Source organism: Synechococcus sp. CCAP 1479/9, assembly GCF_019038535.1.
Classification (GTDB): Bacteria; Cyanobacteriota; Cyanobacteriia; order PCC-6307; family Cyanobiaceae; genus Cyanobium.
Map to the genome: position 1 here is coordinate 194418 of NZ_JAFKRK010000005.1, position 12791 is coordinate 207208.

Below are 12791 nucleotides of genomic sequence, written 5' to 3' on the forward strand. Positions count from 1 at the left end.
GGGGAGGAAGCGACTGTAGGCAGCAGCGTCTAGCTTGCCGGCAGTCCACGCGGTCGAGGCCGATGGCACCGCTCCGGATCCTGATCAGCAACGACGACGGGGTGTTCGCCGACGGCATCCAGGCCCTGGCGGCCGAGGCCGTCGGTCGCGGCCACACCGTCACCGTGGTCTGCCCGGACCGGGAGCGCTCTGCCACCGGCCACGGACTCACCCTCCAGACCCCACTGCGGGCGGAGCGGGCCGACGAACTCTTCGCGGCGGGCGTCACCGCCTGGGCCTGCAGCGGCACCCCCTCCGACTGCGTCAAGCTGGCCCTGTTCCGGCTGCTGGAGCAGCCACCGGATCTGGTGCTCTCCGGCATCAACCACGGCCCCAACCTCGGCACCGACGTGCTCTATTCCGGCACCGTGTCGGCGGCGATGGAGGGCACGATCGAGGGCCTGCCGGCCCTGGCGGTGAGCAGCGCCGATTTCCACTGGCGTCGCTTCGAGGCGGCGGCGGCCCTGGCCATCGATGTGGCCGAGGGGATGCTGGCCACCAGCTGGCCCGAGGGGCTGCTGCTCAATCTCAACGTCCCGCCCCGGCCCGCCGCAGACCTCGCCCCGCTGCGCTGGTGCCGCACGGCCGTGCGGCGCTATATCGATCAGTTCGAGAAACGCACCGATCCCCGTGGCCGCACCTACTACTGGCTGGCCGGAGAAGTGGTCGACGATCTCGAGGGCACCGGCGCCGGTCCGGCCGAATGGCCCACCGATGTGGCCTGGGTGCAGCAGGGCGGACCGTCCCTGACGCCCCTGCAGCCCGAGCTGTTCTGGCGCGGTCCGGTGGCGTCGCTGCCGTCCGTGGAGGCGCTGGGTCGCCGGGATCAGCTCCTGCGGTAGATCCGTTGCAGCAGCCAGAGACTGATGATCAGGGCGAGCACGTGGGCGAACAGCACCTGGGTGTTGCTGAGCACCGAGAGCATCTCGATCGAGGTGATCGGCAGCCCCACCACCCGGCCGCCGCTGCCCGCCGTCGCCGGCAGCTGGGCCCCGAGGAAGCCGGGCACCTGCTGGGAGGCCTGCACGAACAGGCTGCCGGCCAGGGCCTGGTAACCCACGGAGGCCAGGGTCAGCCCGGCCACATCGGCCACCAGGCCCCGCTTCACCAGGCGGGAGGTTTCCCCCCGGCTGGGACGCACCGGGCTGGCCAGGGCACGGCCGCAGCGCACCACCAGCCAGGATTGCCAAAGACTCCAGAGCAGAACCAGGAACGAGAGAGTGGTGAGGGAAAGGCCGGGGCCCAGCCCCAGGGCGCGGGAGGAGTTGGCCGCCAGGCGGCCGCCGATGTTGTTGAACAGCAGCACCACCACCACCACCACCCCGAGGGCCAGCTGGATCCAGAAGCGCACCCAGCCCGTGCGGCGTAGGGCGTTGGCCATGCGCTGCAGGTCCAGCTGGTCGGCCATGGAGACGGGAGCGATGATCCCAAACTTGGCATGGGAGGATCCAGCCGGCGAGGGCCGAGGCCGTTGATCCCGCTTCACGACCCCTCCAGCGCCCTGCGCCCCACCGCCGTCGCCCTGGGCAGCTTCGATGGCCTGCATCGGGGTCACCGCCGCGTGATCGCCGCCGTCACCGCGCCCATGCCCGCCGGCCAGGAGCGGGCTGTGCCCACGGTGGTCAGCTTCTGGCCCCATCCCCGCGAGGTGCTCCATGGCGAGACGCGGCTGCGGCTCGATCTCCCGGAGGAGAAGCTGGAACTGCTCGAACCCCTCGGCATCGAGCAGCTGGTGCTGGTGCCCTTCACCCGCGAGCTGGCGGCGCTGACCCCGGAGCCCTTCGTGCGCCAGGTGCTGGCCGAACGGCTCCAGGCCCGCAGGATCGCGGTGGGCACCAACTTCCGCTTCGGGGTCGATCGCCGCGGGGACGTGGACGACCTGGCCCGCATCGGCGCCAGCTTCGGCATCGACGTGCAGGTGGTGCCGATGCTTTGGGATGGGGCCGAGCGGGTGAGCAGCAGCCGCATCCGGCGGGCCCTGGCGGCCGGCGACATCGACGAGGCGGCGCGGCTGCTGGAGCGTCCCTACCGCTTCAGCGGCCAGGTGGTGAGCGGTCGGGGCCTGGGGCGCCAGCTGGGCTGGCCCACCGCCAATCTGGCGGTGGACGGCCGCAAGTTCCTGCCGCTGGAAGGGGTCTATGCGGCCCTGGCCTGGCGGGAGGGGGAGGGTGGTGAGGGGCCGATGGCGGCGGTAATGAACCTGGGTCCCCAGCCCACTGTCGATCCCCTGGCCCCTTCGGCGGTGGAGGTGCACCTGCTGGAGCGCCGGCTGGAGCTGGTGGGGGCCCATCTGACCGTGCAGCCCCTGCGGCTGCTGCGGCGCCAGCAGGCGTTCGCCAGCCTCGAGGACCTCAGCCGTCAGATCCAGCTGGATGCCGATCGGGCCGGCGAACTCTGCCGGACACTCGGACCCCCTGGGGAGGCCTCGACCTAGGGGCAGGACATCAGCTCCGACCGCCGGAAGAAGCCCTCCCATACCCTGGAGGCCTCACCCGCCCCGGTCCGGTGACGCCCCAGCCCCCAGTCCCGTCGCCGCCGGTGTCCGGCCGTGAGCGTGCTGCCAGCGAGCGTGCCGCCATCGAGCGGCTGCTTGATGCCAACCTCGATCGGGCCCGGGAGGGGCTGCGGGTGCTGGAGGACTGGGCCCGTTTCGCCCTCGACCGTCCCGACCTGGTGGCCCGCACCAAGGACCTGCGCCAGCGCCTGGGTCGGCTGCATCGGACGTCCTACAAGCTGGCCCGGCACACCGCCAGCGACCCGGCCACGGGCCTGGCCCATCCGGCCCAGGCCGAACGGCAGGACGGCGCCAGTGTGCTGGCCGCCAACGCCGGGCGGGTGCAGGAGGCCCTGCGGGTGCTGGAGGAGTTCGGCCGGCTCAAGGACCCGGAGCTGGCGGCCGAGGCGGCGTCGATCCGCTACGCCCTCTACGACGTGGAGGTGGACCTGCTTCAGGCTGGCCTTGACGGTGACGGGCGCCGGGCCCTGCTGCGCCGCTGCCATCTGTACCTGGTCACCAGCCCGGTGGACGGCCTGGAGGCCGTGGTGGCCGCCGCCCTGGCGGCGGGGGTGCGGCTGGTGCAGTACCGCGCCAAACCCGACGCCCCCCTGGATGACCGGCACCGCTTCGAGCAGGCGAACGCCCTGCGCCAGCTCTGCCACCGCCATGGCGCCCTGTTCCTGGTCAACGACCGCATCGACCTGGCCCTGGCGGTGGGGGCCGATGGCGTCCACCTCGGCCAGGGCGACCTGCCGCCCTCGGTGGCCCGTCGCCTGCTGGGGCCCGACCGGCTGATCGGCCGCAGCACCCACCGGCTCGAGGACCTGCGCCAGGCGGTCGCCGATGGCTGCGACTACGTGGGGGTGGGGCCCGTCAACGCCACGCCCACCAAGCCCGGCCGCGAGCCGGTGGGGCTGGCCTACGTGACCCAGGCGGCGGCGGAATGCCCCCTGCCCTTCTTCGCCATCGGCGGCATCGATCCGGGCAGCCTGGCCGCCGTGCGCCGTGCCGGGGCGGATCGGGTGGCGGTGGTGCGGGCCATCACGGCCGCCGAGGACCCCGCCGCGGCGGTCGCCGCCCTGCTGGCGGGGCTGGAGGCTGAGGCATGACGAGTGGCATGACGGGAGATCTGCTGCTGCGGGTCAACGGGGAAGCGCGCCGCTGCCCGGCGGGTCTGTGCCTCGATGCCGTGCTCGTGGCGCTCGGCTACCAGCCGCGTCTGGTGGTGGTGGAGTTCAACGGTGAGATCCTGCCCAGGGATCGCTGGCCCGCCCAGGCTGTGGTGGAATCCGATGTGCTGGAAGTGGTCACCATCGTGGGGGGCGGTTCCTAGATTCCTGCCATCGCAACGTCGTACCCCATGGGTTCCCGCTTGTTCCGGCGCCTGGCCGGTCTGATGGTCGTGCCCGTGCTGGTGGCCGGCCTGGTGATCGCCTCCCCGCCGCCGGCCCAGGCCGCCAGCGGCGGTCGCATCGGGGGTGGCAGCTTCCGTTCGGCGCCCTCCATGCCCCGCAGCTACGGCGGCGGCGGTGGCTACGGGGGCGGCAGCTTCGGCGGCGGCGGCTACCGGGGCGGCGGCATCGGCTTCCCCTTCATCGTGCCGATCTTCGGTTTCGGCGGCGGCGGCCTGTTCGGTTTCCTGATCCTGATGGCCGTGGCCGGCGTGGTGGTCAACGCCCTGCGCGGCGGCGGCGGCGGGCCCGCCCTGGCGGGTTCCGGTTCCGAGCTGGCCTACAGGCCGCGCCCGGACGGTCCGGTCTCGATCGCCCAGGTCCAGGTGGGCCTGCTGGCCTCCGCCCGCGACCTCCAGGACGATCTGCGGCGGCTGGCCGGTTCGTCGGACACCTCCAGCAGCAGCGGCCTGCAGCGGGTGCTGCAGGAAACCAGCCTGTCCCTGCTGCGCCATCCCGATCTCTGGGTGTATGCCAACGGCGAGGTGGGCCAGGTGCCCTTCGCCAGCGCCGAATCCACCTTCAACCGGCTCTCCATGCAGGAGCGCAGCAAGCTGGAGCGCGAACTCACCGCCAACGTGGCCGGACGCCGCTTCAGTGAGCCCGCCCCCGTGGCCCCCGGGGCCAGCGACGCGGCCAGCGATTTCATCGTCGTCACCCTGCTGGTGGCCAGCCGCCGCAACCTGGCGATCAAGGGGGCCGGCACCGCCGACGACCTGCGCGATTCGCTCCAGAAGCTCGGTGCGGTCGGCGCGGACGATCTGCTGGCCATCGAGGTCATCTGGCAGCCGGAAGGGGCCGGTGAAGTGCTCACCACCGAGCAGGTGATCACGGCCTACCCCAACCTGCAGCATCTCTGAATCCGCGGCCTTGCAGGCCGGCCTGCCGTCCCCCACACTGCGCGTCAGAAGCCGCAGGCGCCGATGCCTCCCCATCGGATCAGTTGGATCAACTCCCCGGTGCTGCTGGAGGCCATCGAGCGTTACGAGCAGGGCCGTCTGCCGCGCCCCCTGGCCCTCTGGCTCCAGACCGTGCTGGAGCTGGAGGCCCCTCCGGCGGGGCCCCTGCGTCCCGGCGGCTGATCAGCCGGCCCGGTCCAGCTGCAGGATCCGCAGGGCCGCCATGGCGGCCCCGTAGCCGTTGTCGATGTTCACCACGGTGAGCCCGGGGGCGCAGCTGGCCAGCATGCCCATCAGGGCCGCCTGGCCGCCGGCGCTCACCCCATAGCCCACCGCCACCGGCACCCCGATCACCGGCTGGGGCAGCAGGCCGGCCAGCACGGTGGGCAGGGCTCCCTCCATCCCGGCGCAGGCGATCAGCACCCGGGCCTGGCGCAGCCCCTCCAGCTGCCCCAGGAGCCGGTGCAGTCCTGCCACGCCGACATCGAGCACCAGGTCGCTGGCCACCCCATGGCAGGCCAGGGCCAGTCGCGCCTCGGCCGCCACCGTGAGGTCGCTGCTGCCGCCGCCGAGCACCGCCACCCGCCCGAGGGCGGGATCCGGCGGCGGCGGGGCGGGCCAGGTGAGGCAGCGGGCCAGGGGATGGTGGACGGGGGCTTCCCCGTCCCCGAGGGCCCCAAGGGCGTCCAAGCGCTCCTGGAGCCGCCGCTCCACCGCCGCGGCCTTCTCCACCGACACGCGGGTCACCAGGGCCAGCTCCCCGGCCCGGCGCATCTCCAGCATCACGGCGGCGATCTGCTCGACGCTCTTGTGCTCGCCCCAGACCGCCTCCACCATGCCGAGCCGCCCGCGGCGGCCCAGGTCGAGCCGGGCGTCCTCGCTCAACGCCCCTGCTCCTCCACCGGCGGCGTCAGAGCCACCCACTCCAGTTCGCCGGCGTGGACCAGGGGAAAGGGGTTGGCGGCCGCGGCCAGCCCCCGGGCCTCAGGATCACGGCTCAGGGCCCGGCGGGCCGCGGCCTCGAAGCGGACCTGCACCGCATCGATCTCGCTGGCCGGGATGGCCAGCCACTGACGGCGGCTGCGCCAGCGGATCAGCAGCAGTCCCTCCTCCCGTTCGGCGTCCCAGAGCAGGTCCCGGCCCAGGAAGCCGTCCTGGCGGCGGAGCCAGGGTCCCCAGCTCTCCTCCTCCGCCTGCAGCCAGGCCCCCCGGGCGTCGGCGGGCACCTTCACCCTCAGGTGCTCCACCACCGGCCCCTGGGGCTGGGCGAGGGCGGCCGGCGTGGCGGCCTGGGCCGTGGCGGGGAGGCCGACCAGCACGAGCGTGAGCAGGAAGAACGCGGCCAGCAAGGTAGCCAGCCAGCGGTTCGGTCGACGGATCACGGCCGCTGCAGCAGCGCCACCGCATGACAGGCGATGCCCTCCTGGCGGCCCGTGGGCCCGAGCCCCTCGTTGGTGGTCGCCTTGACCCCCACCTGCTCGGGGGCCAGGCCCATGCGGCCGGCGATCGCTTCCCGCATGGCGGCGATGTGGGGCTTGAGCCGGGGCCGCTCCGCCACCACCACCGTGTCGACGTTCAGCACCTGCCAGCCCCGCTCTGACACCAGCGCCACCACCTGTTCCAGCAGCACCAGGCTGTCGGCGCCACGCCACCGCTCGTCCTCCGGCGGAAAGTGGGTGCCGATGTCCCCCAGGCTGAGGGCCCCCAGCAGGGCGTCCATCAGGGCGTGCACGAGCACATCGGCGTCGCTGTGGCCGTCCAGCCCCAGGCCGTCGGGGTGCTCCAGGCGCACGCCGCCCAGGATCAGGGGACGGCCGGCGACGAGCCGGTGGATGTCGTAGCCGTTGCCGATGCGCAGCTGCATGGGGGGCGGTGGGGGCGGATCCAGTGTCGCCGGTGCGGGGTGATGGCGTGCTTCGGGGGGCGCGCTTCGGGGGGCGCGCCTCAGGCCTCCTGCTCCGCCTGCCACTGGGCCAGCAGGTCGGCGCGGCGCTCGCGGGTGCGGGCCACCTGCTGCTCCTGGCGCCAGCGGGCGATGGCGCCGTGGTCGCCGCTGCGCAGGACCTCCGGCACCGCCATGCCGCGGAACTCCGCGGGCCGGGTGTAATGGGGGTGCTCCAGCAGCAGGCTGCTGTGGCTCTCGGCTTCGAGGCAGTCCGGCGAGCCCACGGTGCCGGGCAGCAGCCGCACCACGCCGCTGATCACCACCAGGGCCGGCAGTTCGCCGCCGGTGAGCACGAAATCGCCCAGGGACACCTCCTCGTCCGCCAGGGGGCGGATGCGCTCATCGAAGCCCTCGTAGTGGCCGCAGAGCAGCACCAGCTGGTCGTGCTCCGTGGCCCAGCGGCGCAGGTCGCGCTGGTGCAGCGGCTGGCCCTGGGGGCTCATCAGCAGCACGCGGCGGCGCGGCAGCACCGGGATCGCCTCGAAGGCGGCGTAGACCGGCTCGGGCTTGAGCACCATGCCGGCACCGCCGCCGTAGGGCACGTCGTCCACCTTGCGGTAGCGATCCGTGGCGTGGTCGCGGGGGTTGTGGGTGTGGACCTCGGCGATGCCGGCGGCGAAGGCACGGCCGATCACCCCCAGCCCCAGCAGGGGCGTGAAGGCGTCCGGCACCAGGCTCACCACGTCGAAGCGCATGGGGAGCTCAGCCGGCGGGTCGGCTGACCCGCCGGATCTCGGAGCTGAAGCTGGCCCGGCCCGGGCGGCCGTCGGGGTGGTGCTCCACGCTGCTGCGCAGGCGCAGGTTGGCCTTGGTGAACCAGATCCGCTCCCGCACCGACGCCCCGGCCCGTTCGCTGGTCAGCTCCAGGCTCCCATCCGGCCACAGCTGCCAGTGCCCCGTGCTGGCGGCCCCGTCGGGGGCGCTGCCCTGGAAGCCGCCGTCGGGGCGGAACAGCAGCCGGTGGCGGCCACCGCCCGGTGGGGTGATCTCCAGCCCTCCCGGCTCGCCGCCCTGCTCAGGGGCCAGGTAGGTGACCGTCAGTTCGCCCCGCTCGGAGCTGTGCCAGCTGGCCTCGTCCGCCTCGGCCTCGCGGGCCGCCTCTGCCGCCTCGTCGAGGCTGAAGCAGCTGCGCAGGGAGAGCCAGTCGCCGGCGCAGAAGGCCAGGAACGCCGCGATTGTCTCGGGAGGGAAGGGGGCGGCGGGCGGCTCGGTCGCGCTGGTCACGGCGGGGGCGGCGGGAGATCGGGGCCGGTGGGCCCCGGTTGGGATCCTCGCAAACCCCCCGCTGGAGGGGTGTGGTGTGGGGGCTGCGGAGCGCCGGCGGCCTCAGTCGCCCCGGTAGCCCAGCTCGGCCAGCCGGCCCGGATGGCTGCGCCAGTTGGGCACCACCTTGACGAACAGCTCGAGGTACACCGGACCGTCGAACACCTTCTGCATCTGCAGCCGCGCCCCCTGGCCGATCGCCTTGAGCATCTGGCCCCCCTTGCCGATCAGGATGCCCTTCTGGCTGCTGCGCTCCACCAGCACGGTGGCGAGCACGGCCGTGCGCACCTTGCCCTTCGCCTCCTCCTCCACGATCCGCTCGATCCGCACCGCCACCGAGTGGGGCACCTCTTCCCGGGTGAGGGTCAGCACCTGCTCCCGGATCAGTTCCGCCAGCAGCAGCTGCTCCGGCTGGTCGCTCACCGTGTCGGCCGGGTAGAGCAGGGGACCCGGCGGCAGGTCGGCCGCCAGGGCCTCCACCAGGGCCTGACAGCCGTCACCGTTGAGGGCGCTGCAGGGGTGCAGGGGCCAGGTCACGGGGCGATCGCCACCATCCGCCAGCAGCTCCCGGTAGGTGGTGGCCAGATCCTCGGCGTCGGCGCCCACCCGGTCGCTCTTGTTGAGGGCCACATGCACCGGCACGCGGCTGTGGCGCAGCAGGTCGACGATGAACCCATCCCCCCGGCCGGCCGGCTGGCTGGCATCCACCAGCAGCAGGACCACATCCACCTCGCCGATGGCACCCCGGGCGCTCTGGACGAGGCGTTCCCCCAGCAGATGGTGGGGTTTGTGGATCCCCGGGGTGTCCAGCAGGATCAGCTGGGCGGCGGGGGTGGTCAGGATGGCCCGCAGCCGGTTGCGGGTGGTCTGGGCCACGGGGGAGGTGATCGCCACCTTCTGGCCCACCAGCTGATTGAGCAGGGTGGATTTGCCCACGTTCGGCCGGCCGATCAGGGCCACGAAGCCGGAACGGAAGACAGGCGCTTCAGGGCTGCCCCCATCGGGCTGGGCATCGCCGGGGCTGGCGGTCGGGGCGCTCGGGTCCATAGCCTCAACACTGCCAGTCCGTGGGCCCCGCCGCCCGTCCGCCGCCATGACCGATGACGCCCCGCTGACCGAAACTCCCCTGAACGGGACCCCGCTGGCGCCGAGCTTCCCCCAGGCCATGGAGATTGCAGCCCAGTGGATCGGCCTCTGGGAAGCCGGGGAACTCAGCGACGAGGTGCTGGCCGATCGGGTGGGGGAGCTGGTGGCGAGCAGGGACGGGGCCCGTGGTTTTTTTGTGGTCGGCCTCACCGGTGAGGCGCCCCTGCTCGACCGGCTGCCGGAACCCCTGGTTGCCGCCCTGCGTCAGGCGGGTCCGGGGGTGGTGGATCTCACCGCGCGCAATCTGGCCATGAGCACGGCGATGGTGCTGCACCACCGGCGATCGGGGGACCTGGAGCACCAGGCCGGCTCGGAGCGGGTGCAGTGGCGCAGCACCGAGCTGCTGCGCCAGCTGGAGCCCGTGGCCGTGAAGCAGCGCCTGGAGACCCTGCTGGCGGCCGCAGCCGCGGACGCTGGAGCCGAGACGGCGGTGGCGGAGGACAGGACCTTCCTCGACCGCTGGGGGTACGACGCCGAGCAGCGTCAGGCGATCGCGGCCGCCATCGAAGCGGTGGCCGACTGAGTCACGAGCCCAACCAACATGCTGGCCTGGGCCTCAGAACTTCAGGTAGAGCAGCGTCATGGCCTGAAGGGCGTCGAAAGTGACGCCATCGGGCAGGAAGACGTAGTTGACGTTGAACCCGAGGGTCACGTTCTGGGTGATGTTCAGATCGACGCCGCCGGTGAGCATGGCGTTCGTCTGGCCGGTGGAATAGGTGTTGGTGGCGATGCCGCCCCCCAGGTAGGGGGAGACCACGGAGCGACGGAACAGATCCAGGGTGAGGGGCAACTGGAAGGAGGTCTGGCCGTTGTAGCGGCCCAGCACATCACGGTTGCCGAAGATCACACTGGGACGCAGGGAGACCGCCAGGGTTTCATTGAGTTTGTACCCGATCCGACCGGTGAACACCCCGCTGGTGGGCAGGTCACTGCCGAAATTGACGCCACCACCGATGCCGTAGATGCCCACGTTCTCGATCGGTTTGCCCTGGCGCGGCACGATCGCCAACTCGGCGGGATTCCGGTTGGCCGGAGGCGGGAGGTAGTCGGCAGGAAGGGTGGCCGCGTCGGTGACGGGTTCCCAGCCGGCCGCCGCGGGCTCCGGGGCGATGGGGACCCAGGGAGCCGGTGGCGCCGGCAGGGACTGGGCCCGACCCGGATCGGCAGCCAGGGCCAGGCAGGCAAGACCCACCAGGGGGGTGCCGCCGGGGTGGAGCCGGATGCGCTTCACTGGGCCACCGCGGCGCCGGCTGGACCGGCCGGGGCCGGGGTGGGGGCGGCAGCTTCCGCCGCAGGGGCCACCGTGGCAGCGGCCGGCGGCGGCGGCGGGGCGATCGGGGCGCTGCTGGCCACCGGCGAGACCCGCACAGGGGCGGGGGTGGCCCTGTCCTCAGCCGGGAGCGGCTGCAGGTTCACGACCGTGGGGGTGACGGTGCCGGGGGCCTGGGCCGGCTGGCGGCTGGACCACTCCTTGATGTCCTCGATCACCGCCGGATCATCCGGCTGGCTCAGCACATCGACGCTGCCGTCCGCCTGGATCGCAAGGGGCACCTGGGTGGGCTTGCTGACCCGGGTCGAGGGCACATGGATGACCCGGGCCTGCTGGAGCTTGGCCGTCTTGGTGGGCGTGGGGGCAGGAAGGGTGCGGATCGCCTGGCGCATCGGTTCCCTCAGGTTCTGGGGAATGGGAGCCATCGGATCGCCGCTGCTGGCCCAGCGGGCCCGCTCCGCCCGGGCCACGGTGGGCATGGCGGGCAGGCCCAGGTCCTGGATGGTGAGCACCCCACCGAGGAGCTCGGAATTCGAGAAGTTGCGCTGCAGCAGGGTCTGGGCGCTGCCGAGGCCGGTGGTGCCGAGGGGAGGCCCATCAATGCGGAAGGACGCCGGGCGGGACGGGGCCTTGGCCAACTGGACCGGGGCGGTGCTCCGGCGGGCGACCGCGGGACGGCGACCGGGATCGGGCCGGGCCTGCGACACGTTGGAGGGACCGCTGAGATCGAGGCTGCGTGCGAGGGGGGCATCCAGCAGCGAACCGATCCTTTCGGAGGCCGAACTCAGCACATGGCCGGTGGTGGTGCCCAGATCGTCGAGGGGCGAGGAGGTGTCGGGCGCTGGGGTGGCAGGCGCTGCCTCCGGCGCTGAGGCGATCGCTTCGTCCGTCCCCTTCGGATCAGCCGGCTGGGGGATGGTCATGTCCTTGACCCGCGACTGCCAGCGGTCGTGGGCATCGATGGCCAGCAGCGGCAGCCAGATGGACTGGCTCAGCAGGGCCCAGGCGATGGCTTTGGGGCTGATGGTGGGTTCGCGGTACATGGGAGGGCTCGAGAAGCGGTTGTCAGCGGAAGTTGTTGTTGTTTCTGTTGCCGTTGAATGTATCTCGGAAGAAATAATAGGAGCTGGCGGCCTGACTGAGGGGAACGATGACCTGATTGATGACGTCGAGGGCCTCGGCGTAGAAGGTGCGGTTGACGATGATCGTGTCCCTGTCCCGGAGCGGGGGATTCAGACCCTTGGAGACGCCGATCCCATCCCTGTAGCTATAGACCTCCCGGGTGGTGGTGCCGTTCCGGTTGAGTCGGACGAGCTCGATGTCGTTCTTGTTGGCCCGCCAGTTTTCCGCACCACCGGCCCGGAAGATGGCCTCGGCCAGGGGGGTGTTGGCGGGAAGGCTGAGGTTGCCGGGGCTGCGGACCTCGCCGATCACCGAGACGTTGATGGTGGCCGGGGCCAGGTTGGTGGCTCCGATCTGGAGGATTTCCTCGGGGATCAGATCCTCCGTGCGGGCGACCACGATCGTGTCGCCGTCGAACAGGATCGGGTTCTGCCGCTGGTTGCCGACCTGGAAGACCTGGGCCAGGTCCAGAACGGTCTGCTTCTGGCTGCCGTCGGGCCCGGCCAGACGCCGCAGCAGCACCTTGCGGATGTCCGCGTTCAGGGTGACGCCGCCGGCGGTCTGGATCGCGGAGACCGGGGTGGAATAGGAGGCCAGGGGGTAGAGGCCAGGACGGCCCACCTCGCCGATGATCGTCACCTTGACGGGGCGGGGCGAGGTGAGGCTGAGAATCAGCTCGGGCCGCACCAGTTGCTTGGCGTAGAGGGAGGTGAGCCAGCGGGTGGCCTGACCGATGGTCAGGCCGGTGAGCTGCACCGATCCCAGCAGCGACAGGGTCGAGGTGCCGTCGGGAAGGATGACGACCGGGCCGCCGATGGCGGAGGCGGAAGGGTCGGTGAAGGTGAGTTGCAGACCATCCCCGGGGCCGAGGACGTAAAGATCGTTGTAAACCTCCGTGACCGTGAGGGGCAGAGGGGCCGAGGACGCGGGGCCAGCCTGGGGAGCGGCGCTCACGGCCGCGGCACCCCGCCAGGGGGAATGGGGCGCCACCCCCTGGGGCACCGAGGCCTTCAGGCCTGTCGGGGCCACCATCACACTGGCCAGACCCAGCACGCCGAGGGAGGAAAGACGCCGCCGGATCGAGGGGCGAAGGCTCCTGCCACGGGAGGTTCCGTCAGAGGCTGCAGATCCCTGACCTGCGGCAGATTCCCGGCGTGCC

General features: G+C 72.2%; 17 protein-coding genes. 7 read left to right on the plus strand and 10 right to left on the minus strand.

The genetic code is table 11. The features are described 5' to 3' along the window. Positions 1-62: 62 nt before the first annotated feature. Complete coding sequence (gene surE / locus KUG38_RS02515; protein ID WP_216918887.1) at positions 63-881, plus strand: 5'/3'-nucleotidase SurE; 819 nt, start codon at positions 63-65, stop codon at positions 879-881. On the opposite strand, the gene KUG38_RS02520 is transcribed toward surE, so the two are convergent. Beyond that, positions 866-1447, minus strand: coding sequence for a DUF3611 family protein (locus KUG38_RS02520; protein ID WP_216918888.1), 582 nt, complete (start codon positions 1445-1447; stop codon positions 866-868). The two genes, surE and KUG38_RS02520, sit on opposite strands and share 16 nt — an antisense overlap. A 63-nt stretch (positions 1448-1510) precedes the next feature. On the opposite strand from KUG38_RS02520, the gene KUG38_RS02525 reads away from it, so the two are divergent. From KUG38_RS02525 to KUG38_RS02545, 5 genes are all read left to right on the plus strand, one after another. Beyond that, entirely contained in the window at positions 1511-2473 is a 963-nt protein-coding gene (locus tag KUG38_RS02525; RefSeq protein WP_216918889.1) for a bifunctional riboflavin kinase/FAD synthetase, read from the plus strand. Positions 2474-2577: 104 nt separating this feature from the next. Further along, positions 2578-3645, plus strand: coding sequence for a thiamine phosphate synthase (locus KUG38_RS02530; protein WP_216918914.1), 1068 nt, complete (start codon positions 2578-2580; stop codon positions 3643-3645). Continuing rightward, positions 3642-3869, plus strand: a complete 228-nt coding sequence (gene thiS / locus KUG38_RS02535) for a sulfur carrier protein ThiS (RefSeq protein ID WP_286195548.1) — start codon at positions 3642-3644, stop codon at positions 3867-3869. The genes KUG38_RS02530 and thiS overlap by 4 nt, the downstream gene beginning before the upstream one ends. Positions 3870-3896: 27 nt before the next feature. Further along, the gene (locus KUG38_RS02540) at positions 3897-4847 is read left to right on the plus strand and encodes a DUF1517 domain-containing protein (protein WP_216912981.1); all 951 of its coding nucleotides are present in this window, start codon (positions 3897-3899) and stop codon (positions 4845-4847) included. Positions 4848-4910: 63 nt separating this feature from the next. Beyond that, positions 4911-5069, plus strand: coding sequence for a hypothetical protein (locus KUG38_RS02545; protein WP_094585460.1), 159 nt, complete (start codon positions 4911-4913; stop codon positions 5067-5069). On the opposite strand, the gene larB is transcribed toward KUG38_RS02545, so the two are convergent. From larB to era, 6 genes are all read right to left on the minus strand, one after another. After that, the gene (gene larB / locus KUG38_RS02550) at positions 5070-5771 is read right to left on the minus strand and encodes a nickel pincer cofactor biosynthesis protein LarB (RefSeq protein WP_216918890.1); all 702 of its coding nucleotides are present in this window, start codon (positions 5769-5771) and stop codon (positions 5070-5072) included. It lies immediately after the preceding gene. Continuing rightward, the gene (locus tag KUG38_RS02555; RefSeq protein ID WP_216918891.1) at positions 5768-6235 is read right to left on the minus strand and encodes a TIGR03792 family protein; all 468 of its coding nucleotides are present in this window, start codon (positions 6233-6235) and stop codon (positions 5768-5770) included. Before KUG38_RS02555 ends, larB begins: the two co-directional genes overlap by 4 nt. A 29-nt stretch (positions 6236-6264) precedes the next feature. Next, positions 6265-6750, minus strand: a complete 486-nt coding sequence (ispF, locus tag KUG38_RS02560; RefSeq protein ID WP_216918892.1) for a 2-C-methyl-D-erythritol 2,4-cyclodiphosphate synthase — start codon at positions 6748-6750, stop codon at positions 6265-6267. 80 nt (positions 6751-6830) lie between these two features. Then, positions 6831-7526 (minus strand): tRNA (guanosine(37)-N1)-methyltransferase TrmD, encoded by a 696-nt coding sequence (trmD, locus tag KUG38_RS02565; RefSeq protein WP_216918893.1) that lies wholly within the window; start codon positions 7524-7526, stop codon positions 6831-6833. A 7-nt stretch (positions 7527-7533) separates the two neighbouring features. Continuing rightward, positions 7534-8055, minus strand: a complete 522-nt coding sequence (locus KUG38_RS02570; protein ID WP_216918894.1) for a phycobiliprotein lyase — start codon at positions 8053-8055, stop codon at positions 7534-7536. Positions 8056-8157: 102 nt separating this feature from the next. After that, positions 8158-9141, minus strand: a complete 984-nt coding sequence (gene era, locus KUG38_RS02575) for a GTPase Era (RefSeq protein WP_286195549.1) — start codon at positions 9139-9141, stop codon at positions 8158-8160. A gap of 46 nt (positions 9142-9187) precedes the next feature. On the opposite strand from era, the gene KUG38_RS02580 reads away from it, so the two are divergent. Continuing rightward, positions 9188-9763, plus strand: coding sequence for a sll1618 family protein (locus KUG38_RS02580; RefSeq protein ID WP_216918895.1), 576 nt, complete (start codon positions 9188-9190; stop codon positions 9761-9763). A gap of 33 nt (positions 9764-9796) precedes the next feature. Here KUG38_RS02580 and KUG38_RS02585 read toward each other — a convergent pair whose 3' ends face one another. From KUG38_RS02585 to KUG38_RS02595, 3 genes are all read right to left on the minus strand, one after another. Continuing rightward, positions 9797-10471 carry a porin family protein gene (locus KUG38_RS02585; RefSeq protein WP_216918896.1) on the minus strand — a complete coding sequence of 225 codons (675 nt, stop codon included), beginning with the start codon at positions 10469-10471 and terminating at the stop codon, positions 9797-9799. Beyond that, the gene (locus tag KUG38_RS02590) at positions 10468-11553 is read right to left on the minus strand and encodes a hypothetical protein (protein WP_216918897.1); all 1086 of its coding nucleotides are present in this window, start codon (positions 11551-11553) and stop codon (positions 10468-10470) included. Before KUG38_RS02590 ends, KUG38_RS02585 begins: the two co-directional genes overlap by 4 nt. Positions 11554-11575: 22 nt before the next feature. Beyond that, a partial coding sequence (locus tag KUG38_RS02595) for an SLBB domain-containing protein (protein WP_216918898.1) occupies positions 11576-12791 on the minus strand: 1216 nt, incomplete at its 5' end.

Coding starts and splice junctions, on each gene's coding strand:
- trmD (WP_216918893.1), bottom strand. CDS start 7,526: ATGCGCTTCGACGTGGTGAGCCTGGTGCCGGACGCCTTCACGCCCCTG.
- era (WP_286195549.1), bottom strand. CDS start 9,141: ATGGACCCGAGCGCCCCGACCGCCAGCCCCGGCGATGCCCAGCCCGAT.
- KUG38_RS02580 (WP_216918895.1), top strand. CDS start 9,188: ATGACCGATGACGCCCCGCTGACCGAAACTCCCCTGAACGGGACCCCG.
- thiS (WP_286195548.1), top strand. CDS start 3,642: ATGACGAGTGGCATGACGGGAGATCTGCTGCTGCGGGTCAACGGGGAA.
- KUG38_RS02545 (WP_094585460.1), top strand. CDS start 4,911: ATGCCTCCCCATCGGATCAGTTGGATCAACTCCCCGGTGCTGCTGGAG.
- surE (WP_216918887.1), top strand. CDS start 63: ATGGCACCGCTCCGGATCCTGATCAGCAACGACGACGGGGTGTTCGCC.
- KUG38_RS02540 (WP_216912981.1), top strand. CDS start 3,897: ATGGGTTCCCGCTTGTTCCGGCGCCTGGCCGGTCTGATGGTCGTGCCC.
- KUG38_RS02520 (WP_216918888.1), bottom strand. CDS start 1,447: ATGGCCGACCAGCTGGACCTGCAGCGCATGGCCAACGCCCTACGCCGC.
- KUG38_RS02590 (WP_216918897.1), bottom strand. CDS start 11,553: ATGTACCGCGAACCCACCATCAGCCCCAAAGCCATCGCCTGGGCCCTG.
- ispF (WP_216918892.1), bottom strand. CDS start 6,750: ATGCAGCTGCGCATCGGCAACGGCTACGACATCCACCGGCTCGTCGCC.